Annotated in this window: 21 protein-coding genes; 4 read left to right on the forward strand and 17 right to left on the reverse strand. The window is 61.6% G+C overall.

The window, feature by feature from the left end; translation table 11 throughout:
- The first annotated feature begins 297 nt into the window (after nt 1-297).
- The 3 genes from RPC_RS17785 to RPC_RS17795 all read left to right on the forward strand — a co-directional run bounded on the left by RPC_RS17785 (nt 298) and on the right by RPC_RS17795 (nt 6,204).
- Nucleotides 298-1,362 (forward strand): nucleoid-associated protein, encoded by a 1,065-nt coding sequence (locus RPC_RS17785; protein ID WP_011473970.1) that lies wholly within the window; start codon nt 298-300, stop codon nt 1,360-1,362.
- Complete coding sequence (locus tag RPC_RS17790) at nt 1,359-2,345, forward strand: GTP pyrophosphokinase (protein ID WP_011473971.1); 987 nt, start codon at nt 1,359-1,361, stop codon at nt 2,343-2,345. Before RPC_RS17785 ends, RPC_RS17790 begins: the two co-directional genes overlap by 4 nt.
- 535 nt (nt 2,346-2,880) lie before the next feature.
- Nucleotides 2,881-6,204, forward strand: coding sequence for a hypothetical protein (locus RPC_RS17795; protein WP_011473972.1), 3,324 nt, complete (start codon nt 2,881-2,883; stop codon nt 6,202-6,204).
- Between the two features lie 656 nt (nt 6,205-6,860).
- On the opposite strand, the gene RPC_RS17805 is transcribed toward RPC_RS17795, so the two are convergent.
- The 3 genes from RPC_RS17805 to RPC_RS17815 form a co-directional block, all read right to left on the reverse strand.
- A complete protein-coding gene (locus RPC_RS17805; RefSeq protein WP_011473973.1) occupies nt 6,861-7,325 on the reverse strand; it encodes a CopG family transcriptional regulator in 465 nt (154 codons plus the stop codon).
- An 8-nt stretch (nt 7,326-7,333) separates the two neighbouring features.
- Nucleotides 7,334-9,328, reverse strand: coding sequence for a conjugal transfer protein TraG (locus tag RPC_RS17810; RefSeq protein ID WP_011473974.1), 1,995 nt, complete (start codon nt 9,326-9,328; stop codon nt 7,334-7,336).
- 133 nt (nt 9,329-9,461) lie between these two features.
- Nucleotides 9,462-9,761 (reverse strand): DNA -binding domain-containing protein, encoded by a 300-nt coding sequence (locus RPC_RS17815; RefSeq protein ID WP_011473975.1) that lies wholly within the window; start codon nt 9,759-9,761, stop codon nt 9,462-9,464.
- 107 nt (nt 9,762-9,868) lie between these two features.
- On the opposite strand from RPC_RS17815, the gene RPC_RS17820 reads away from it, so the two are divergent.
- On the forward strand, nt 9,869-10,147 hold the full coding sequence (locus tag RPC_RS17820) for a helix-turn-helix domain-containing protein (RefSeq protein ID WP_011473976.1): 279 nt from the start codon (nt 9,869-9,871) through the stop codon (nt 10,145-10,147).
- Between the two features lie 90 nt (nt 10,148-10,237).
- Here RPC_RS17820 and RPC_RS17825 read toward each other — a convergent pair whose 3' ends face one another.
- The 14 genes from RPC_RS17825 to RPC_RS17885 form a co-directional block, all read right to left on the reverse strand.
- Nucleotides 10,238-10,735: a GNAT family N-acetyltransferase gene (locus RPC_RS17825; protein WP_011473977.1), complete on the reverse strand. Its 498-nt coding sequence runs from the start codon at nt 10,733-10,735 to the stop codon at nt 10,238-10,240.
- The gene (locus RPC_RS17830; RefSeq protein WP_011473978.1) at nt 10,736-11,023 is read right to left on the reverse strand and encodes a DUF1778 domain-containing protein; all 288 of its coding nucleotides are present in this window, start codon (nt 11,021-11,023) and stop codon (nt 10,736-10,738) included.
- Nucleotides 11,024-11,093: 70 nt separating this feature from the next.
- Nucleotides 11,094-13,145 (reverse strand): DUF3363 domain-containing protein, encoded by a 2,052-nt coding sequence (locus RPC_RS17835; protein ID WP_011473979.1) that lies wholly within the window; start codon nt 13,143-13,145, stop codon nt 11,094-11,096.
- Nucleotides 13,146-13,436: 291 nt separating this feature from the next.
- Nucleotides 13,437-14,162, reverse strand: a complete 726-nt coding sequence (locus tag RPC_RS17840; protein ID WP_011473980.1) for a lytic transglycosylase domain-containing protein — start codon at nt 14,160-14,162, stop codon at nt 13,437-13,439.
- Nucleotides 14,163-14,372: 210 nt separating this feature from the next.
- Nucleotides 14,373-14,720, reverse strand: a complete 348-nt coding sequence (locus tag RPC_RS17845) for a DUF736 domain-containing protein (RefSeq protein ID WP_041802022.1) — start codon at nt 14,718-14,720, stop codon at nt 14,373-14,375.
- A 32-nt stretch (nt 14,721-14,752) separates the two neighbouring features.
- Nucleotides 14,753-15,298: a S26 family signal peptidase gene (locus tag RPC_RS17850; RefSeq protein WP_011473982.1), complete on the reverse strand. Its 546-nt coding sequence runs from the start codon at nt 15,296-15,298 to the stop codon at nt 14,753-14,755.
- The gene (locus RPC_RS17855; protein ID WP_011473983.1) at nt 15,295-15,774 is read right to left on the reverse strand and encodes a DUF2840 domain-containing protein; all 480 of its coding nucleotides are present in this window, start codon (nt 15,772-15,774) and stop codon (nt 15,295-15,297) included. The genes RPC_RS17850 and RPC_RS17855 overlap by 4 nt, the downstream gene beginning before the upstream one ends.
- A gap of 187 nt (nt 15,775-15,961) precedes the next feature.
- Nucleotides 15,962-17,149: a replication initiator protein A gene (locus RPC_RS17860; RefSeq protein WP_080507351.1), complete on the reverse strand. Its 1,188-nt coding sequence runs from the start codon at nt 17,147-17,149 to the stop codon at nt 15,962-15,964.
- Complete coding sequence (locus RPC_RS17865; protein WP_011473985.1) at nt 17,150-17,419, reverse strand: helix-turn-helix transcriptional regulator; 270 nt, start codon at nt 17,417-17,419, stop codon at nt 17,150-17,152.
- Between the two features lie 175 nt (nt 17,420-17,594).
- A complete protein-coding gene (locus RPC_RS17870) occupies nt 17,595-18,041 on the reverse strand; it encodes a DUF2285 domain-containing protein (RefSeq protein ID WP_011473986.1) in 447 nt (148 codons plus the stop codon).
- Between the two features lie 127 nt (nt 18,042-18,168).
- A complete protein-coding gene (locus RPC_RS26870; protein WP_080507352.1) occupies nt 18,169-18,384 on the reverse strand; it encodes a transcriptional regulator domain-containing protein in 216 nt (71 codons plus the stop codon).
- A 345-nt stretch (nt 18,385-18,729) separates the two neighbouring features.
- Nucleotides 18,730-19,053 carry a DUF736 domain-containing protein gene (locus RPC_RS17875; protein WP_011473987.1) on the reverse strand — a complete coding sequence of 108 codons (324 nt, stop codon included), beginning with the start codon at nt 19,051-19,053 and terminating at the stop codon, nt 18,730-18,732.
- 563 nt (nt 19,054-19,616) lie between these two features.
- Nucleotides 19,617-20,093, reverse strand: coding sequence for a hypothetical protein (locus RPC_RS17880; protein ID WP_041803029.1), 477 nt, complete (start codon nt 20,091-20,093; stop codon nt 19,617-19,619).
- A gap of 203 nt (nt 20,094-20,296) precedes the next feature.
- On the reverse strand, nt 20,297-21,235 hold the full coding sequence (locus RPC_RS17885) for a DUF2493 domain-containing protein (protein WP_011473989.1): 939 nt from the start codon (nt 21,233-21,235) through the stop codon (nt 20,297-20,299).
- Nucleotides 21,236-21,408 lie beyond the last annotated feature (173 nt).

Genomic DNA, 21,408 nt, shown 5'->3' on the forward strand with positions numbered 1-21,408 from the left:
GATGCTGATCGAGGGCTCGGAGACGCTGCAAAGAAACCTGCCCCAAGTTCGGAACGCCTGCCGGCCGCGCCGCACGTCATCAGTCGGGCGGAAGGGGCACCGCCGCCCGCTGCGGTCGGACCGTCTGGCTGAGGAAATTAAAAGAGGAGATAAGCCCGGAACGAGATTTTTGCCCTTGCACTCTAGCTGCATAGGGATTTAGGATTAGAACAAACCAGGAACATTCTCCACCTCGGAACTATGTCAACACTTCCGCAAGTGGTTGGATATCCTCGCCGCACTCAGGGGAGGGTTTTAATGCCATTCGAAAATTTGGTCGTGGCACGCGTTATGCTGCATGAAGTGTTTAAGCGCCGCCACGACGGCGCGCTGGTGTCGCCCCATTACGGCACGCAACTGATCGCCCTCCCCCCCGAAGCTATGGATATGTTCAAGGAACGTGTCGTTGACGCGATGGGCGCCGTTTCTCAATGTATGGAGATGGAGATTGCGGAGGCAGGCGCAGAGAGCGCAGTCGCAATCGCATTCTCTCTGGTCGGAATGCCGGACGCGACGTTCGTCACAGATTCGGTAAAGTTCGCGGACAAACTCGCAAACGCCCAACAGGCGAAGAACCTGCCCGGCGGCAAGCTCGTAGTGTTTTCGGGAACAATCGGTGCAACGCCCCGCCCTTTTGTGGCCGTCATTAAGGCCGAAAAGCAGAGCGGCTTTCGAGAACGCGGTACGGCGCTAGAGTTTTTCAAGGACCTGTTCCTGACGCCGGCATCGAAGCTATACAAGATCGGATTTTTCGTGCAGATGACAGCGGGGCAATCGCTACCGCAGGGTTGGATCGCGCACGTCTACGACAGCCAGATGACGACGCAGAACCGCGAGGGTGCGGCGAAGTATTTCTTCGGCACGTTCCTTGGTTGTCGGATTCCGCAGAACAGCGCCCACCTGACGCGTGTGTTCTTCGACCATACGAGGACCTTCATCCGAGCCCTGCCGGTCGAGCCGGAAGTGAAGGATGATCTTCTGACGTCGCTGTACACCTACCTGAAGGTGGATCAAACGCCGACCATCCAGGTTAACAATTTTTCAACGGCTTACCTGCCTACTGAGGCTCGGGACGACTACACGAACTACATGCAGGGCAAGAACTTCCCCCTGAATGCTGTTCAAAAGGACATTTCGGAAGTCAGTAGTCAATTGCGAAAGCGGCGGGTTCGGTTCTCAGGAAGTATCGAGCTGAGCGCGCCGCCTGAGTCTTTCAAACATCTGATCACGATGGAAACGGTCGCGGCCGATGGCGCCGCGCCGGGTCAACCTACGCAGTGGACGATCATTACGATCAAAGATCGCATCCAGACCCAAGAATGACTGAGGAAGAGTTCCTAGAGCACTGGTATGCAGAACGCCCGCTCGTTGAAGCGTGGGGGAAGTTCGTCGCCCAAAAGCTCATGCAAGAAATCTCACCGCTCGTCGCGCCGCTGTCGGCCGACATTTTTGTCCGCATGCCCGCGAGCCCCCGCGTCAAAGGCGACGGGTCGATTCTCACCAAAGCATTCTATCGGGAGAAGAATTACACAGACCCGCTGAAGCAGATAACCGACAAGGTCGGTGTGCGCTTTGTCGTGCTTCTCGCAAGAGAGATCGAGACGGTGTGCCGGGCGATCGAGGTATGTGGTGACTGGGAACCCTCGAAAGACAAAGACTATGAGGAAGAGCGCGCGGAAAGCCCGTACGAGTTCAAGTACCAATCCGTGCACTACGTGGTCCGGTGCAAAGCCGACATGCAGGTAGGCGGCGTTACTGTGCCCGCAGGCACGCCTTGCGAAGTGCAGGTGAGGACGATCCTTCAGCATGCGCACAGCGAGCTTACGCACGACACCATCTACAAGCCGAGTGTTGTTGATACGCCTGGCATGCATCGCGCCGCGGCGAAGAGCATGGCGCTGATCGAGGCAACGAACGATTATTTCGAACAGCTCATGGAGCTTATCGAAACAAAAGTGGCCCCGAACAAGAAGCTGTCCATCGAGATGGGCTCACTCTATCGTGAACTTGTGGGTCGGTCACCGGACATTACCAAGGCCGAAGGTTTGCTCAACGATGCATTTGCGAGCTTTGGGGGCGATCAGCCGGCGGCCATGACGCGCGAATTGTTTACCGAGAGACCGTTTTTGCTGGACCGCATCAGAGAGCGTGCCCCGACCAAGCTACTGTTTCGCCAGCCAAGCATCATGCTTGCCTATCTCGCGGTCGCGAAGAGGCAGTCTGATGCCCAAGATGCGTGGCCTCTCACGCGCGCCGAATTAAAGCCGCTCTACACAGACCTCGGGTTCGCTGCGCCTGATAGCTGAACAACGAAGTTAGGATGCCAAGAAGCGACGAAGACCTGGACGACAACGCTTGAGAACGCCGGGGGGCGTTCGCCTATTTTGGGAACTCCATGTACATGGCCTCGGTCTTGGAAATCGGCTGGCACATATACTAATGCTCGACTTTAGAGGAAGATTCGGGACGTTTTTATCGCGACCGATTTCGACCTCCCAGGCTCGCCTTGTTGGCAACTCCATTGTCATGGCACGTCTGCTAACGGAGACGCACCGGCCGCAGAGAGTTTCAAGGCGGATGGCGCCTATTGACCCTTAGCGGACTCGGCACCATTTCGAATCGTTTCGAGTGTGCCATTTCCATTTTACCTTCTTTCAAATCGGCTGAAACTTCGACCTCCCTTAAACGCCCCATGGTCAGCGTCTTGCCTCTAACCACGACCAGCGTCTTGCCGCTGGACCGCGCGCCGGGCCTGGAAATTTCTCCGATGATCGGCACCTAAACATTGAGCAGCGCGTGGAAACGCTTTGAAGTAGCCCGACACTATCCTAAATATAGGGCATGACCGAAGAGACGCCGGAACATCGTCCGCGAACGCCGCGCTTAAGTCCGTCGCAATATATGCGCGGGCGTCGACCGCATTTGTTTTCCGATTCCAAGAAAATCGGCCAAATCGAGCTAGAACGGGAAGTGCTTTCTCATCATCTCGAAACCTTGACGAAGCAGAATGCCGAAAAGATATTCGAGAACTTCGCCAAGCGACTCGCAGAAAAATTCATTTCGCCGAACATCCGTCCGCAAACGGGGCCTACTGGCGGTGGTGACGGAAAAACAGACGCAGAGAGCTTTCCGGTCGCAAAGGAAGTTTCCGATCGATGGTTTATCGCTGACGCCTCCGCCGGGTCCGAACGGCGAGCATTCGCGTTCAGCGCCAAGGAGGATTGGCGCGATAAAGTACAATCAGACGTCAAGGAAATCGCAGGAACCGGACGCGACTACGACCGGATCTACTTCATCACGAACCAGTATGCGTCGTCTCGCAAAAGCGCCCAAGTCCAGGACAAGCTGCAAGAGACCTATTCCATTCCTGTAACAATCCTCGATCGAACTTGGCTTCTCGACTGCGTGTTCGATCGCGACAGCCTCGACATCGCCCATGAGACGCTAGGGGTTGGGAAAAAGGTCGCCACGCCTGTTCAGGGTCCGCGTGACCTTACGCGGCAAACCGAGTTGGACCAACTCGATCACGCGATGAACGACGGTGCGACGTATCTTGGTCAGCTTCCAATACTTGTCGAGGACGCGTTACGCGCCGCGACGCTCGCTCGCGGGCTGGAAAGAAATCGGTATGAAGTCGATGGCCGCTTCGACCGTGCTGTCAGGCTTGCGAAAGACAACGGCCTGAAAACCCATCAATTATTGGCGGCCTATACATGGGCGTGGACATCCTATTGGTGGTTCGAAGACGCGCGGCGCCTAACCGAGCTGTACGATGAGGTCGAGAGCCTAGCGATTTCGTCGCAAGACGCCGACGATCTGGAGCGGCTTACGAATTTGTTGCCGCTTCTTACGAACGCCGTCGACACAGGCATGCTGACGAAAGATGCAGCCAATGTTGAGAAACGACGTGAAAGCGTTGTAGCCGCGCTCGAAGTGGCGAAGTCCGACACTTCCCGCCCGAACAATTCGCTGCACGCCCACGCGCTGCTTCTATTGAGTCGCGCCACTGCAATTCGTTCGTCCGCCGATGCGGCCAAGTTTGACGGTATCTGGGATGAATTCACCGACGTAATCAAGCAATCCCACGGGCTTGGCACGTTTCCGTTCGAAATGATTGCAAAGGTCATCACGGAACTAGGCGGGTTCGCGCCAGACAGCGAAGCTTTCGATAGATTGTACGAGACGCTGACGGATGCGATAGCGGAGCGCCAAAAGGAAGGCGCAGCAGCCAAGCTAAATAGCAAGCGCGGCTATCAGAAATTGGAGAAGGGTCTGCACTACGACGCGATCCGCTGGTTCGGGCGAGCCGTCGGTCTTCTTGTCAAAGAAGAATATGAAGACGAACTGGTCGAAGCCCTGCGCGGTTGCAGCATTGCGTATATGCAGGCTGGTCTTTATTGGGCGGGGCGCAATTACGCGCTCGCAGCCGTTACGGGCGAGTGCCGTAAATTCAAGCAGTCTGGCAGCGTCGAGGGCATCGATCCGTCGATATTCACACACTGGTTCGAGTGTGAACTGCAATTGGGCCGCGTTCCCTTTGCACTAACAGCGCATGAGCTGGGAGCGAACATCCGAAATGGACGCTCGCGGACGGACGAGCAGAAGGAGGTTGCGGAAGAAACGCGCATTGAACAGGGCCATCGACTTGCCGCCTTCATGATAGCAACAGAATTCTGTGATCTGCCCGCGCTAACGAAACTTCCGGCTGCGGTCGACCGCCTCGGACTTCTGCAGGTCAGCACAGCGTTGCTTTTCCTGCTTGGCGGCGATGAAGCACTGCGCGGCGAGGACGGCCTTCCGGAGACGGAAACGCCGGAGATGATTGAATCGCTCTTCAACATGATGGCGGTCGCGGGCAGAGATGCCGCATTTGTTAGGCCCGACTATCTGCTGAAAGACCAGGTGCAATTGCGATCACGCGTCCTTGGGTGTGGCATTGTCGTAAATTGCCGAAACTCCCTTACGTCGATTGGAATCGGCGAAGGCGTGTTGGGCGCGTTGGAGTCTTTGCTCGCAACCAGTCTGAATCTGACGACGTTGCCCAACTTGGATCATTTGGATATCCGCTTTATTCAAAGCGATGACGCGCCGCTTACTCCGGTGCTGAGCTTCATTGAAGAAAAGGGATCTACTGTTGCGGTTGTGACCCACCGCCCGAGGCTGACCTACGCGAACCGGGAAGAAGCTGCCGAGTTCTATGGCTGGCTCGCACAGTCGGTGATGCGGATATTTGTTACGTTCGCCGTGCCCGCAGATCCCGACGCTTGGGGCGCAGCGGTCCTAGGCGACGAGAGCGGTTTCTCGCGGGCGATCACATTTTCGAATGTGCCGATAATGTATGGCGTCATTTTTGGCGGAAAGGAGAAAATCTCGATCGACGACTGGAGTGAAGACCGCGACAAGCCGGTCACACTCACTCGGACGGCTGCGTGGTCGCCGAAATTTCCTGAAGAGAAGGAGCGCCCAGGGCCTGTCAAATCTGGCAAAGGGCAAGCGCCAGAGGGCACGTTCGATCTCGAGAGAAAGCGGCACACTGATTATCGAGTCGTCAGTCCGATCGACGCAAGAAAATGGGATGCCGCCGTTTGGCGCGGGACATTCTATGTGTGTTCGCCTGGGTCACGCATGATACCGATACTCGGGCTCATGTTCGAAAATGCTGAGCCTGCGGCGGGAATTTTCGAGGCATGGCGCGAGCGATTCGGCGATCGCGACGGGGAAGACAGTTTGCGGCTCGCAATTGTCACTGGAGTCAACATTTCGAACCCGCATGCTTATGCCGTTATCGTTGGTCCCAACATGGTCAAAATTGGGTCGGCCTCGACAGACATTGTTGGTTTCGTGGCACGGCGGAATGTAATGACGCCAACTTCGTCGAGAAACCTCGATATGTTTCTGAGTGAGTACCGCCGTATCGGTCGGTTCATGCTCGCGCCAGCGCGCATGAGAAGCGAAACCGAGCCGCCAGATCCGATCGGCGATTTGCGGTTGGAGAAATCCAATTTGGTTGTCCGCCCCGCTTGGACTATCGGGGAAAACGATCCCGACAGTTGCGCTCTAGATCTGGATGACCCGCCAATCATTCCCATAGACGAGGCAAACGCCCCTGTCCTGAGGGTGCTCGCCCAAAAGGCGGACTTTTTGGCTAAGCGCCGCAAGCCTTGAAAAGACGACAATGTGGAAACATTTCGGATTGAAGAAGGAAGCCGGGGTGAGCGTTGTAAGCAGATAGGGGCGACGTTCGGAGTCGCGACACACGCGATAAGCGAGCGAGATTTGTGACAACTATCAGGTCCGCTCCTGGCCCGGATCGGACTTGCCAGCTTCGTTCACAATTGAGTTTTCGGCGACGTGAACGGTTGACGGATTTAGGCTATGCTCGTGCGAACGTCATGTTGACACTCTGAGTGTCGGTTAGTGAGCAGCGATGGAAGAGCCGTGGCACGATGTATTGAAGCCGCGCGGGGCAGTCATCGCTGGCATAGTTGGGCTCGTGATTGTATGGACGCTCCTCTATTATGCCTCTCACGTCGGGTACGTGTTCTGGGGCTATAGCCCTCCTGAATGGAAAAACCTTGGAACGGCTATGATTGCGCTCGGTTTCGCCGTTCCGTACGTTTTGGTGAAATGGATATTGAAGCGGCAACAGACCGATAAAAGCGGCTAAGGTCAAATTCCGACTATGTTCAGGGATGTCGCTACGGATCCACGCCGACGAGGTGAGCGAGTGATGTCGCTTGCTGGCACATTTCTGCCAAGCGAATAATGGCTGCGGGACCCGCTATATGTAGAGCTGTCTATGTTAGCCAAGTCCGCTCGGATCAAACGAGTCCGTTATTCTTGTCGCCAATTTCTGAAAGGGCCTCGCTTGCATGCGCTGGTGGGATGTCACGTGATAACTCCTTGATGAACCGATCACCCCTTGCCAAGCGGCGTCCGAGCGCCTGAACGAATCCTTCGAACCGCTCCAAGCCCTTGGCGCGGGCCGATACCTGCGCACTGTCGGGCAAGGGCGGCGTGATCGTCAGCCAGAACCGGATGAACAATGAGACGGTTTCGCCGAGAATGGCGATATCCTCGTCGATAATGTCGATCTGGCGGCCAAGCCGGTCCATGCGGCGCGCCAAGACAGCTTCTGACCGCTCCGCGGAATCTTCCGACAGAAAGGACGCCACGGCGGCCTCGATCACTGCGGATTTGGAAACGTTACGCCGCAGCGCCAGCACCTCGACCTGTTTGAGCAGCGCCGGCTCGAAGTAGACGTTCATGCGGGTCTTGATTGGCATGGCAGAGCTCACAGCCCGATGCCATCGCCGGGGTCCATCGCGGCTTGCCGCGCCACGACGCGCACGCTTTGCCGGAACGCTCGCGCCTTCGCCGCGTCGATGTCAGCCCCCTCCTCCAGCACGTCGAATTCGCGATCGGCCGGTTGTTGGTTTGGTACGATCTCCTCATGCTGGGGCAACTCCGGCTCGCGCCTGATGCCACCGTTAGCGCGGTCACCGACGAGTTGACGATCTTGGGCCTGACGCGGGGCCGCGGCGGTGAGTTTCGGCAACGCGAGCCAATCGTGCGCCGTCATGTCGGAGCCTTGCCGAACAATCTTACCGAGGACCGGCGGCGGCAGGATGCGCTCCGCCAGGCGGCGATCCTCGTAGTAGCGCGTTTTCCTGGCACGGATCGGATGGACACCGGAAACCAGCAGCAATTCGTCGGCGGGTGGAAGCTGCATCACCTCGCCGGGTGTCAACAGCGGCCGGGCGGTCTCCTGTCGCGACACCATCAGATGGCCAAGCCAGGGCGCCAGCCGGTGGCCCGCATAATTGGTGGAATCGCGCAGTTCAGTCGCGGTGCCCAGCGCGTCCGAGACGCGTTTCGCGGTCCGTTCGTCGTTGGTGGCGAAGGCGACCCGGACGTGGCAATTGTCCAACACGGAATTGTTGGCGCCGTAGGCTTTTTCGATCTGGTTGAGCGATTGCGCGATCAAGAAGCTCTTGATGCCATAGCCGGCCATGAAGGCCAGCGCTGACTCGAAGAAATCCAACCGGCCCAGTGCGGGAAATTCGTCGAGCATCAGCAGCAAGCGATGCCGACGACCGCCGGTGTTCAACTCCTCAGTGAGCCGCCGCCCTATCTGGTTGAGGATCAACCGGATCAGCGGCTTGGTGCGATTGATATCGGAGGGCGGCACCACGAGGTAGAGGCTCAGCGACGCCCGCTGCGCGATGAGATCGGCGATCCGCCAATCGCAGCGCTCGGTCACCTTGGCCACCACGGGATCGCGGTAGAGGCCGAGAAATGACATCGCGGTGGAGAGCACGCCCGAGCGTTCGTTGTCCGACTTGTTCAAGAGTTCACGGGCGGCAGAGGCGACCACGGGATGAACACCGCTCTCGCCAAGGTGCGGCGTCGACATCATGGCGCGCAGCGTCGCTTCGACCGGGCGCTTTGGGTCGGACAGGAAGTTGGCGACCCCGGCCAGAGTCTTGTCCGGTTCAGCATAGAGGACGTGCAGGATGGCGCCGACGAGAAGGCTATGGCTGGTCTTCTCCCAATGATTGCGGCGATCGAGCGCGCCTTCCGGATCGACCAGGATGTCGGCGATATTCTGAACGTCGCGCACTTCCTTGTCCCCACGCCGCACCTCCAACAGCGGATTGTAGGCAGCGGAAAGCGCATCGGTGGGATCGAATTTGAGCACGCGGCCGAACCGTGACCGGAAGCCGGCCGTCAGCGTCCAATTTTCTCCCTTGATATCGTGAACGATCGTGCTGCCGGGCCAGGTTAGCAGCGTCGGGACAACCAGGCCGACGCCTTTGCCCGACCTCGTCGGTGCAAAGCACAGCACATGTTCCGGTCCGTCATGACGCAAATAGTGCTCGCGGTGGCAACCGAGGATGACGCCGTCGGGGCCGAGCAATCCCGCGCCACGAATTTCCTGTTCGGAGGCCCAGCGGGCTGAGCCGTAGGTCTCGACGCTTTTCGCTTCGCGGGCCCTTAGGATCGACAGAGTGATGGCAACCGCGATGGCGATGAATCCGCCGGATGCCGCGATAAACGCCCCTTCGACGAAGATCGAAGGCGCATAGGCATCGAAGGCATACCACCACCAGAAGAACGCCGGCGGGTAGTAGACCGGCATGCCGGGTGCCAGTTCAAACCACGGTTGCCCAAGCTGCGGCTGAAAGCCGAGCCGCCAAGCCGTCCATTGCGTCGCGGTCCACGTCGTCGTCAGCACGACGGTGAGGACGATTGCGATCTGACCCCAAAGGATACGTGTTCCCGACATGACGACTCCGATCGGCTGCTGTTGCTGACCGATCAGAGACTGAGGCAGGTAGCGAAAGGCAATTCGAAAACATCACCGTCGCGCCGCCGGATAGTGTGGCGGGGAAATCGGCGGGGCTTAGAATTTCTGCCTATCAGGATCTGGAACGCCGCGCTTGTTCGACCGATTGCTCCAGCAGCCGGCGGTAGCCGCGCTTGGTCATCCATTGAGCCCGCGCCATGTGGCTTTCGAAGCAGCGCCGGGTTCTCGCCTCCTCGCGATCAGGATCGCGATGCAGCACGATGCGGGCCACCTCGGTCCAGTCTGCGCCGTCCGCCTTGGCGTCGAGCAAGCGCAGATAGGTGACCAAATGTGCCTCATCATACGGGGTGACGTCAGGACCATCAGGCGCCTGGTCATCGACGTCGGGATCAAGCTCAAGCCCTGCCGGCACGGCGCGCGCTCCTCACCCCACGGATTTCAGCAAGTATCCCAAAATGGGATAATCCCAACTCAGGATTACCGGAATGGCTCCTTTTCTTCAATGGGGCCCCGTTCCGAATGCCGAAATCGTTGCGCACGCCGCGACAGCGGCAGCTCCAATCCCTGCTCACGGCCGCCCGCAAGAAGAACGGAATGACGCAGGCCGATTTGGCAACAGCGTTGGACAAACCGCAATCCTTTGTCGCCAAGTATGAGAACGGTGAGCGACGAATTGACGTAGTCGAGTTTATCGATATTGCCACTGCGGTGGGAGCTGTTCCCGGGGAAATTTTGGCGCAAATCCAGTCGGTGGACGAATCCGCCAAGCGAACAGGTCGCCGGTCCCGCAAAGCGTAGAGCTTCTGAACGATCGTTCCTGTTAGCCTATCACCAAGCCATGGAGCGTTGCTGCTGCGCCGCCCCGGGCGAAAAACCTGAGCCGCCGCGCTAGCGGCCAATCAAGCCCCGGACGTCCTTCAGCAGCACGAAGAGGTGCATGGGATCGCTGGGTGACGCAATGAAATCAAACCGCTCGTAGAACGCCCGCGCCTCGTCGTCCTTGGCGTGGACGGCGAAGGCCCGAAGCCCGGCAATTTCGGCCGCCGCCAGCGTCCGGGCCAGCGCGTCTTTCAGAAGGCCCGAGCCGATCCCTTTGCCGGCCCAGGCGCTGGCGACGGCGAGGCGAGCAAGGATCATCAGCGGGATCGGATGCCGGGCAACGCCCTTGCGCAGCCGTTCCGGGGCGCCCTCGTAACTGACGTCGCCGAACGCCAAGGTGTAGAAGCCGACCACCTCGTCCTGCGAGAGAGCCAGATAGGTCTGCGAGCTGTTGGACAACTGGCTCTGCAGAGCATATCGGATCAGGAAACGGTTCAGCGGCTCCTTGCCGCAATCAAACCCCTCGACGCGATGATCCCGTCGCAGCTTCTCAATGCGGAACGCCATCTATTCGGTCGGGGCTTGCTCGAACACGCTGGGTTCGGTCAACAGCCGCTGCAGCCGCGGCAACGGGCGGGGCGGTGCATCGAGTGCTGCCAGAAACGCCTCCCAGCCTGCAGCGTCGAGACCAAAATGCTGACGGTCGGGCAGAGCTTCCTGTGCGCGGTCGAGCGCGCTCTCCAGCACGAATTCGCTGACCGAGCGTCGCGAGGCTTGCGCGGCGGCATTTAGCAAACGCTTCGCCTCCGGCGTCAGCCGCAGATCGAGTTTCTCGGATCGGATGGCATTGGCCATGATCGGTTCTCCTACGCGCTGTCTAGCACATCCGGCCGGCCTTGTCATGACATTGTCTGGCGCGGGATAATTACAATCCCAGCCCCCGCTTCCGGCCGAGCTGCCAGGACACCGATCCTCCCTGAACCACGCCCAGCACCTCGCGGCCCAGATGGTTGTCGATCACCGGTCGCCAGGGCACCAGTGTGAATTCATGGGCGTTCTCGACCAGCGCGAACTTGCCGCTGGAGAGCTCGACGGTCTGCTTGAACACCCCCTGCACGGTTTCACCTTCGCCAGCGGCCCGAAACGGTAGCGACTGCGAGGCTGCCAGCGCGGTGCCGGTGCTGATCACCTCGCGCTGTTCGAGCGTGGCGAGCAGGTTGCGGCGGTAGAGCATCCGGCCATCGGCATGGCGGGTGGCGTCGCCCTGCCCGATCAGATGCTCGCGCCGACGGTCCATCGCCTGCTGCACCTCCTGCCCGAAGCCGGCCGCGACCAGGTCGGCGGGTCCGCGACTGACCAGCCGGCGATCGATCCAGGTCGCGCCCTCAGCTCCGATCTGGCTTTCAAGATCGAAGTTGGAAAGCGCCCGAATGTTGAGCTGGCGATTGCGCCCCACGTCATAGGCCGCAGCCCGGCTGGCAAAATCGTCCGGAAGCCGCCAATGGTCGGCGTCGATCCGCTCGACGATGCCGGCGCGCCGCAGCGCCTCGAGCCGGCGGACATGGGCGTCGATGAAGCCATCATAGTCGCCGCCGGGAACGCGGCCGTCGAACCGCGCCTGCTCCAGATGGCGGCTCGGCCGATAGACGCCATCTTCAGCCATGTCGGCAATGGCGCGGTCGGCGGGGCGCCGGCCAGCCTCAGCCGAACCGGCCTCGACGATGCTGCCGATGCCGATGTTTTCAATCCCGGCCGGATCGACGCCGGCGACATGGTGGGTGCGGCCGTCGATGCCATCGATGATCAGGGTCAGATTCTCGCCCAGTTCGTCAGAGAGGTGCTTGTCGATCACTCGGCCGACGATCGGCATCGCGGGTGCACCATCGTGGATCTGGAAGCTCGCCGGATCGCGCTGAACGTCCTTGGCTTGCAACGCCCGCTGCATGGTCTTGATGATGTCGCCGCGCTCGCCCAATTCGCGCAAGGTGGGCTCCAGCCTTCCGCTCAGCTGCCAGCGGCCGGACTCCTGCTCGACGGCGAGCCCCATTCGCTCCAGCTTGCCCAGTCGCGCCAGCCGCAACGCCCGATCGGCAACGCCGCGCGGATCCGCCGGCGCGTGCCGAAGATCGAGGGCCCCCTCGCCGGCCTCGGCGATCAGCGCTCGGTCAATGCGGGTGAAGCGGTCCTGATCAATCTCCGCGGCGAGCTTGCGGCGCTGTTCGAGTTCGGTGACCGGACCGAGTTCAAGGGTCACCAGCTCGCTTGCCCGCTCGCGAATGCCATGGGCGATGTAGTCGCCGTTGATGACCAGATCCTCGCCCAATTCATCGCGGCCGTTAATGATGACGTGGACATGAGGATGCCCGGTGTTGAAGTGGTTCACCGCGACCCAATCGAGCTTGGTGCCAAGGTCAGCTTCGAGCTTACTCATGAGGTCGCGGGTGAACCCGGTCAGGTCGCCGAGCTCGGCGCCTTCCTCCGGCGAGACGATGACGCGAAATTGGTGGCGATCGTCCTTGCCGCGATCCAGGAAATCATCGCGGTCGGCACGGTCCTGCGTTGCCGAGTAGAGCCGGCCGCGTTCGCCATCGCGCGAGGTGCCGTCACGCTGGATATAGCGCAAATGAGCGGCCGCACGTCCGTTCTTGCCGGCGGCCCGGACCGAGCGCGACTTGACCAAGACGCGCCGGGCGCCCGGCTGACGGTGGCTCCATCCGCGTTCACTCAAGGTGCGGGCGCGAACGAAGGCAGCCCCCCGGCCGCGACGGACGCCCAGCCGCCCACCGAGCTTGTCGCGCGCTCGGCCGCCCGCGCCGCCGCCCTTTCCACACGCGGATGTGCCGGGCGGCCCCGCGCCATGGTGACGGGCGACCTTGCGAACCCGGGCGAAGAAGCTCTTGGTCGCCGCGTCGCTGCGGGCGTCGGAGCGGATCCGGCCGGGCCGCGGCCGGAAGCGATCCTCGTCGTCCTTGCTCATCGGCGCCCCACCATCTGGCCGGGCTGAAAAGCGCGGAATTGAGCCGGAGTGCCGCAAAGACCGGCGTGAATGCTGACGTTTCGCCCAATCGCGGCACTACGTGAGCTTCTCGACGGTGCCGTGAGCCCGCTCCTAACCAGTGTGCAGACCACGCTTATTTGCGCGCGATGGGCAGACGTGGTGCCATCGGCTTTAATCTTGCCCTCCGCTCCCTCCACCATATTCGCCCTCCCTACTGTCGCAAGGTTCGGAATCTTTGCTCTCAAATCTGCACGGCCGATCAACACAGAGCTAACGCGAGGAGCGGTCTGCAGCGCGCGTCACGAACAATGACGCCGCGCGTCGTCTATCGTGCGGCTGCCAACTATGCAGCGGCTCAAGCCCCGAAAGATCGGTCACCGAACGTGCACGCCACCGACCATCGGCCTGCAGCCGATTGACGGACGCGGTGCTGTCGGCCAGCACAGCGAACAGCGGAGCGCTGCTCCATGCTCTGAAGGCGGCGGCGATCGTGGCGTTGCGGTTGTGCGGTTCAGCGTCCATCAAAGGCGCAAGTGCCGCGACATAGGCCAGCGTTTCCGCGGGTAATGGGCGGCCAATGCTGAGATATTCAGCATAACGACCGGGGCCGGCATTGTAGGTGGCGAGAAAGCCCGTTGCGCCGTAACGATCGTGCATCTCACGCAAATATGCCGCGCCCGCCAAAATGTTGTCGCGTGGATCATAGGGATCGCCGCCGAGCCGGTGGCGCAGTCGCAATCCGGCCCAGGTCTCGGGCATGATCTGCATCAAGCCGAGCGCGCCTTTCGGCGACACCGCGCGTACGCGGCCGCCACTTTCGACGCGCATCACCGCCCGGATCCAGCTTTCCGGAATGCCAAATCGTTGCGAAGCCTCGGCGATCTCCGCGGCATAGCGATCGGCGAAATCGGTCGCCATCGCTGCAGCATCCAACTTCACGGGCTCGGCAGAGACCGCGCTGATCGCGCTGACCTGCAACGCCAGCGCGACCGCCATTGCAACGGCCCTCCACACGGGGGCACCGCCTCCGACCGGACGGAAGCGAGCCATCGTGCTCGCCGCCGTCAGGGGCAAGGCGCACGCACCAACCGGCGGCCACCGGTCGATGCAACCTACGACGGCGGGGCAAGAGCCGTTAGGAGAGAAGGAATTGACCGACTTTCGATCAGCCACGGGGAGTGAACATGCAGGCCTTGCTCGCATGGGTCACGCAGCCTCACGACGGCGCGGCGGCCGATTCCACAACAGATTGAACTCCGCTCCGTTGTCGTCGGCCTGGAACAGATTGGCGCGGATAGGCTGTGCGAAGCTGGGATCGTCAAGCTGCAGCGAGATGTAGTCGCCGGCCTTCTCGCCGGTGCGTTTGCAACCGGCGCCAACCTCGGGGCCGACCTCCGCGCCCGCGTCATTGGCGAGATGAATGCGATAGTCCGGCGCGTTCTCCGCGTCGGATTTATCGATCGGGACCAGAACGAGGTCCGCATCGAATGCGAGGGTGCGGATGCGCCCGGAGAAACCCGTCTTGGTCCGCTTGAACGTGCCGATCTGTGCCATTGGATGTCCTTTCATGTGCGGTTGGAGTTCTGTCAGCGTGTCGGCGCGCGCCATTGGTAGCGGCCGTCACCTCCCTCGTCGGTCCACAGCGGAAGCGCGCGACCGACGACAGAGTTTTTGGGGATCGGTCCGAAGTAACGGCCATCGAGGCTGTCCTGGACGTCCCAGTTCATCAGGAAGATTTCGCTCAGGCCGAGCGTCTGGCACCCTTGCCACACCGGCAGACCGCGGCCGCGCCGATCGTGGGGCAGCGCCTCCCCTACCGTGACGGTGTCGATGGTCACGCTGCTGCCGGAGCGACACACGGTTTGTCCGGGAAGGGCTGCGACGCGCTTCATCAGCGGCAGACCGCGCGGCAAATACTCCCGCGCAATGAGAAAACTCACCAAGGGTTCGGGCGCCTCAACGGCGACCAGATCGGTAACGCCGAGATCAGCCGCCGGCCATACCGTGTAGAGGCCAACCGGCGCACTTGCCGATGCATTCCAGATCAGCTTAGGCGCGACCGTGACGGCCGATCGGCCGATCGTCACCAGCACGACAAAGGACGTCGCCATGACATAGGCAAGCCGCGTCATGGCGCGATCCTTTGACGCTTGAGCCAGGCGGCGTGGCGTTCCTCCGTGTAGCCGTGGGGAACAGCACCCACGGCCAGTCGGTTGTGGATGTGCCGCCAGTGATCGGGCGCGGCGTCGGCCGGGTCGATGCCCAGCGCCTCGACGGCATCGATCGCTTGCAGCACGCGCTGCACCTTGGGCCAGCCGTAGACCCGCAACAGGCTCTCACCGCCGGGCCGGACAAAGCCGACCGTCGAACAGGCCTCGCCCGCAGCAACTGCGCGCAGAATGTCGATCCGCGAGACCACGGTGCCGAACCCGTTCGATGCCCAACGGACGAAGGCGAAAACGCTGCCCGGTGCGAAGGCGACGGTGCTGCGATGGCGATTGATTACCCTTTCGGAGGCGACATGACCGAAGCGTATCCAGCGCTGCAGCCGCTTCTCGATCCAGATCAGATCGACGTCCGTGAGTGTGTCGTCGGTGACGGCGATCATGATGCCGCTCCTTCATTACGAAGGGCTTGCTCCGGCATCTCCCGCAGCATGGCGACGACCTCGAAGTCACACTGGAGGCATACAAGATTGGAGGTTCCGCACGCGTGATCGGCGGTGCGCGTCGCGCGACTGCCTGCCGAGCGAGCGTCGTGGTGCGGACACCGTGTTTGCGATGGAGCTGCGCTGATCATCGCTTGCTCCTTTCGGAGTTCGGAACGCGATCGACTCCACCGCTGGCTTGCGACGGTTCCTCTTCGGCTGCGGTTGAAGTGGTTGGATGCGGGGCGATGGTAGTGTGCACCGGTCCACGAAAGCCGGCACCGGCACTACGGCGCACTTGTACGCCGTACAAAACAGAAGAGTTAGAATCTATGTTAGACTCTAAGTTAGCAGCCTGATTTTGCTGTTCCGGCCAAAGGTTTAGTTGCGGTTGGTGCGCCTGATCTGCCGATAGGGTTTGCGCCTGATCTGCCGATACCCGTGCGCCTGATCTGCCGAGCCTGTTCACAAGTTTCTGCACAGGCACTGTGGACAAATCGACCGGCAGGATGCGCAGCAGCTCGGAGCGCCCCTCGCGCTCGATCAGCACCCGGTAACCGGGCAGCGGCTGACGCGCCGCGATGCGCCTGATGTCGAGCGCGAAATCGGAGGCGCGCGCGAGGCTGCCCGATTTGGCGTGGAGATGTGCCACCTCGAACACCCAGCCCTGTCGCTGGTGGCCGGCGTGCTTGCGCGCAACCCGGTAGAGCCAGCGCTCGATGCCGCCCGTCAGCCGGAAGTAGGCAGGATCGATGGTCAGCACCAGCGATCGATCGATCACGCCATTGTAGAACCAATCGGGCAGCACGAATTCGATGCCCTCGACGCGGCCGCTGTGCGTCGACATCTCCTCCCATTCGTTGATCCAGGAGAATTGCCGGCGCCGCCAATGCTCCCCGTTGCGGATGGTGGTGGCGATGACGGTGGACTGCAGCCGCGCCAGCGCCGCTTTCAGAAGCAGGTACTGCTGGTTGCCGGTCGGGCGACCAACACCGCGCAGCAGCTGATACGGCGTGAAGCGAAAGAAGCGCGACGTGGTAAGGCCCAGGTTCTCGGCCCGAACAATCTGGCTCGCAGCCCAGATCAGCACGTCGGCGTCCCAAATCGTCGCCATGCCATGCTTGGGCATGCCGAACACCTGCACCTCGACGTCATTGGCGCGGTAGAGGATCGGCTTGGTGCGTGGCGATTTCGACAGCGAGAAGAACGGTCGCTCCATCAGATCGCGCTGATCGCGCGGGCTGGCGTCGCCGCCGATCACCACGAACGGATCGAGCCGGGTCCGCTCGCTTTCGCACGGCGCAGGCCGGCGTGGCTCATCGAGGTCGCGCACGATTCAGCGCGCCCCGCGTTCGGCCGCCGTCAACCGGCGGGCCGGGAAAACCCGTTTCGCGGTCTGCTCGGAGGTCGATTTGCGCGCGCCGATCGCGGACCATGACTGCAGGTCCTCGACGGCATAGACCACACGGCCGCCGATCTTCCGGTAGACCGGGCCGGTGCCATAGGTGCGATGCTTCTCCAGGGTCCGGTTGGAGATTCCGAGAAAGCGCGCGGCCTCGGGCGTGCGCAGCAGTCGGGGCGGCAGACCTGCCATCGGATCAGGCATCAGGATCAACTCCGGTTTGCAGAGCGCGTGTTGTCGGTGGCGACAGCGCGTCATGGCGAACCGTGGCTGAGAAACGGCGACTTGCAGCGTGCCGTATTTGTGCATACCGGCTCGCGGCCCCCCACCGCGCACCCAAATTGGGACTGAGCGAAGCATCCTGTCCGACAGACAGGGATTAGCGGTGCCGCAGTTTGATTGGATAGTGCAACAGGGTCAGATAGCCGCCCCGCATCATGCGCTCGCCCGAGGCAACCAGACGGCGCGCCTTGTTCTTGCGCGGATCGCTTTCCCAGTCGGTCTTGTCGCCGTGAAAGCCGAGCAGAACTTCGGCGATGGTCCGGTAACTCTCGCCGCGGAGCCGCGCGTCGAGCGCGCGCAATGTCAGTATGTGCAGATCTCGGAGTTGAGGCGGCATCGCCCGGAACGGGCGCCCAGGTGATCGGCCGTTCAACACCCGCCAAAGCCGCTTCACCGCGTGCGTGCGCAACTCGAGAAACGCATCTAACGGCACCGTCACGGCGTAGTTCGCGGCAGCGGCCGGGGGGCCCTCGGTCAGCCAGAATTGGTGAACGATCCCGCCTGATTGCCACACGCCATGCCAGCCGTCTGCGGCACACCGCAAATCAAGACCGGGCAGATGTGTCAGATCGACCGGCGCAGCCGTCGATGCGGGTGCCGGCGCGGACGACGACGCCGACAACAGTAAGGCCTCAGGCTGCAGGCTCGGAATCCAGAAGACCGACTCTCGATCAGCCGGCTGGCGCGGGTCTCGCGGGAAACCTTAACCCCCAGCGCTCGGAAAAGGCTTCAAGGATTGTTGCGGACTTTGTTTTGCAGCGCTTTATGCGTTCGTAAGCCCGGCAATAGTCGTCGTCGCGTCGAAGATACTCCCAGGCGAGGCCTGAGGCCGGCACGTCCTTCGCATGTTGATAAGGTGCCGCCTGGCGCCAATCGATTTTGAGCATTCCGTCCCCCTCTCATGTTACGACCGTGCGTAGCACTGCTTTGGCAGAGAGATTTTTGGTTGTGGGACTGATCGTTTGAAGACGGAATTGTCGAATACTTTAATCGTGGTTCACGATCACTCTTGCCCGTCAAATTTTAACAATATTTGCGTGATTACGCGAGCCACACAGAGTGCGACTGTGGGGATGCGGCGTGTCGTTGTGCCCGCGGCTCGTGAATGTGAGCCGGCTGAGCCGTCTGCCTGCCCGGCACGGCGTCACTGGTCGGGTCTCGCACCGGCGGCGCGGCATCAATGCGATTGCGGGACGCCCCGCTCCTTCGAGCGGGGCGTTGCGTTGGGTGGTTCAGTCACCATTGGGCTTGCGGCTGCGGGACCAGATCAGGGTGAAAGTCTCGGCGTCTTCGTCGTCGAACAGGTTGGCGTAGATCGGAGCGTTGAAGCTCGGATCGTCGAGCTTGACCGAGAGGTAGTCGCGGCCTTCGCTGGAGGTCTTCGACCAGGCGGCGCCGATCTCGGCGCGGCCGACATAGACCCGGTGGCTCGGCGCGTTGTCGCTGTTGCGGTCGGTTTCGGGGACGATGCGGACGCCCTTGGTCTGGAGGCTCAGGGTGACGATCTCGCCCTGGAATTCCTGGCCGGACTTCTTGAATGAGCCGATGTTAGCCATGTCACTTCTCCTTGCTGTTTTCGAGCCCGCGACCACCGCGGCCTCGATGGCGATCTGAATGCCGAAGGCGATCGACGCCGCACCCGTTTGGGCCGGAGCGCAGCGGAGGATGGCGGCGGGGGGACTTTCTTGCCTCGCGAGGAATGGGCGAACCGGGCCCCCGCGCATTTCGCGGGGTGGTAGCCCAGGGGAAGAAAGTCACACCTAGCCATTGCGGTCCAGGCGATCGAGGCGAAGCCGACCTTCGGCCAGATCAAGCCAAAGAGAGGCAAGGTGCTCGTGTGCCCTGAACAGCATCTTGGAGGGAGACGTGCCAGCTATCGATCGGTGCGTACAAGAGGCCGCGCGCACCAAGCGAGGTAACAGAAACCCCGGCGTATAAAAGGGTGGCTCTTACATCCCAAGCGACAAAGGGCGGCGCAGGCCATCCCCCACGGGTTTGAAGTCGGCGAAGAGACCGAGTTCTCCGCCGCCGCGCTCACCAGCGACGCGCAACACCAAGGTCAGGGTCAGCGGAGATAGACTGCTCGACCACGCAACCGGCCGACGACCAGCCCGCGGCGTCACCCGCTGGCCGTAGCCGACTCCAGGGGCGGCTGAGGCGAACCGGCGGGAACGCCCCCGATCGATTGCGGGGCCGCCAGCATCGCGATCCGCGTCCAGGCCGTGCCGCCGACTGCGACCGCGCCGACTAAAGCAAACGCCTCGCGCCAGCCTGCCGAGTCGATGCCGAACTGTGCAAGGCCGAGGGTCAGATGATAGCCCGCGACGACGGCCGGACAAATGAACAGCAGACCCATTAGGAGGCGGAGCATGGTCGAGCGCGCGACGGCAAACGCATGCTGCCCGACCACCAGAGCGAAAGCGCCCAAGACGATGCCGACAATGATGGCGCCGAGCGGCCCTGCCCCGGTTTGCAATGCATAGAGGCCGGCCGTCATCCCGACGAAAAACGGCAATGCGTAAACGGCAAGCCGGAACATGGCCCAGCAAAGCAGACCGAGCCCCGCGATATTGAGAAGAATGCCGATGATGATCATGGTGGTGGCTCCCGTGACAAATGTTGCAAGGGTCGCGCCTTCCACCACCACCACGGCGCGGTCAGAACTATAGCGCAAGGCGGTCGTGGTGCCAGCGAGATTTCGTGGTGGCATTTTTCTGGTATCAGGCAATACATCAGTCGCCGCTCAGACCCGGCTGGACGAGCGGCGAGATTTGCTACCCGCTATGGAGCTAGCGGCGCTTACGCGCCGCGCTCGCCGAATTTCCAGACCGGAATGCCGAGCTTGCGGGCTTTGTCGGCCATGTTCTCCTGGATCCCGGTGCCCGGGAATACCATGACGCCGATCGGCAGCACGTCGAGCATCTGATCGTTGCGCTTGAACGGCGCGGCCTTGGCGTGCCGGGTCCAGTCCGGCTTGAAGGCGATCTGCGGTACCTTGCGGTGATCGGCCCAACGGGCGGCGATCAATTCGGCGCCCTTCGGCGAGCCGCCGTGCAGCAGCACCATGTCGGAGTGCTTGGCATGGACCTGATCGAGCTTGTCCCAGATCAGCCGGTGATCGTTGAAGTCGAGCCCGCCGGTGACGGCGATCTTCGGACCAGCCGGCAACAGCACCTCGGTCTCGGCCCGGCGCCGGGCGGCGATAAAGTCGCGGCTGTCGATCACAGCCGAGGTCAGCGCGCGGTGGTTGACCAGCGAGCCGCTGCGCGGGTGCCAATGCGATCCGGTGTGGCGGACGAAATGGTCGGCGGCCTGATCGCGGAACAGCTCCATGGCGTTGCAGCGCTCGATCAGGGTCATCCCCTCGGCGGTGAGGCGCTCCAGTTCGACCGAGCGGATTTCAGAGCCGTCCTGGTCGCGCTGGCTGCGCTTCTGCGCCTGCTCATTGTCGTCGAGCTCGCGCTCGATCCGTTCGTTGGCGCGGTGGAACAGGTTGACGGTGGACCACAGCAGATCGACGAGGTCTGGTTCGAGGCGGGTGTCGCTCAAGGTGGCGACAAGCGCATCGAAGATATCGGCCACGGCGTTCGCGATAAGCTGTGCTTCGGGCAGCGGCCTCGGATCGGGTTCGTCCTGGAATGGACGATAGCCGTGCAGCTGCAGCTCGGTCAGGATATGGTCGGTTGGCGATGCGGCATGTGGCGGCTCGAAACTGGTGTCGTCGTGATCGTTGGTCATGATGCTTGCCCTTGGCGGATCGACCGCGCCCATCGCGGCCTTCATGGCGACGAACAGCGGCGGGCGGGCCGGACCTGCACCGCCGAGCGCAGCGACAGCGGCCGAAGCGAAGCGGAGGATGGCGGGAGCCGGCTATTTTGCCTCGCGATGCAAAGGCGGGTCTTCCCGCCGGC

Source organism: Rhodopseudomonas palustris BisB18 (assembly GCF_000013745.1).
Classification (GTDB): Bacteria; Pseudomonadota; Alphaproteobacteria; order Rhizobiales; family Xanthobacteraceae; genus Rhodopseudomonas_A; species Rhodopseudomonas_A palustris_F.

Excerpts from the sequence above, each read along its gene's own strand:
- RPC_RS17850 (WP_011473982.1), bottom strand. The coding sequence starts at position 15,298 with ATGACGCGGCTTGCCTATGTCATGGCGACGTCCTTTGTCGTGCTGGTG.
- RPC_RS17845 (WP_041802022.1), bottom strand. The coding sequence starts at position 14,720 with ATGGCACAGATCGGCACGTTCAAGCGGACCAAGACGGGTTTCTCCGGG.
- RPC_RS17795 (WP_011473972.1), top strand. The coding sequence starts at position 2,881 with ATGACCGAAGAGACGCCGGAACATCGTCCGCGAACGCCGCGCTTAAGT.
- RPC_RS17825 (WP_011473977.1), bottom strand. The coding sequence starts at position 10,735 with ATGGCGTTCCGCATTGAGAAGCTGCGACGGGATCATCGCGTCGAGGGG.
- RPC_RS17785 (WP_011473970.1), top strand. The coding sequence starts at position 298 with ATGCCATTCGAAAATTTGGTCGTGGCACGCGTTATGCTGCATGAAGTG.
- RPC_RS17835 (WP_011473979.1), bottom strand. The coding sequence starts at position 13,145 with ATGAGCAAGGACGACGAGGATCGCTTCCGGCCGCGGCCCGGCCGGATC.
- RPC_RS17820 (WP_011473976.1), top strand. The coding sequence starts at position 9,869 with ATGCCGAAATCGTTGCGCACGCCGCGACAGCGGCAGCTCCAATCCCTG.
- RPC_RS17880 (WP_041803029.1), bottom strand. The coding sequence starts at position 20,093 with ATGATCATCATCGGCATTCTTCTCAATATCGCGGGGCTCGGTCTGCTT.
- RPC_RS17855 (WP_011473983.1), bottom strand. The coding sequence starts at position 15,774 with ATGATCGCCGTCACCGACGACACACTCACGGACGTCGATCTGATCTGG.
- RPC_RS17875 (WP_011473987.1), bottom strand. The coding sequence starts at position 19,053 with ATGGCTAACATCGGCTCATTCAAGAAGTCCGGCCAGGAATTCCAGGGC.
- RPC_RS17865 (WP_011473985.1), bottom strand. The coding sequence starts at position 17,419 with ATGCCTGATCCGATGGCAGGTCTGCCGCCCCGACTGCTGCGCACGCCC.
- RPC_RS26870 (WP_080507352.1), bottom strand. The coding sequence starts at position 18,384 with ATGCTCAAAATCGATTGGCGCCAGGCGGCACCTTATCAACATGCGAAG.
- RPC_RS17805 (WP_011473973.1), bottom strand. The coding sequence starts at position 7,325 with ATGCCAATCAAGACCCGCATGAACGTCTACTTCGAGCCGGCGCTGCTC.
- RPC_RS17840 (WP_011473980.1), bottom strand. The coding sequence starts at position 14,162 with ATGGCGGTCGCGCTGGCGTTGCAGGTCAGCGCGATCAGCGCGGTCTCT.
- RPC_RS17810 (WP_011473974.1), bottom strand. The coding sequence starts at position 9,328 with ATGTCGGGAACACGTATCCTTTGGGGTCAGATCGCAATCGTCCTCACC.
- RPC_RS17830 (WP_011473978.1), bottom strand. The coding sequence starts at position 11,023 with ATGGCCAATGCCATCCGATCCGAGAAACTCGATCTGCGGCTGACGCCG.
- RPC_RS17790 (WP_011473971.1), top strand. The coding sequence starts at position 1,359 with ATGACTGAGGAAGAGTTCCTAGAGCACTGGTATGCAGAACGCCCGCTC.
- RPC_RS17885 (WP_011473989.1), bottom strand. The coding sequence starts at position 21,235 with ATGACCAACGATCACGACGACACCAGTTTCGAGCCGCCACATGCCGCA.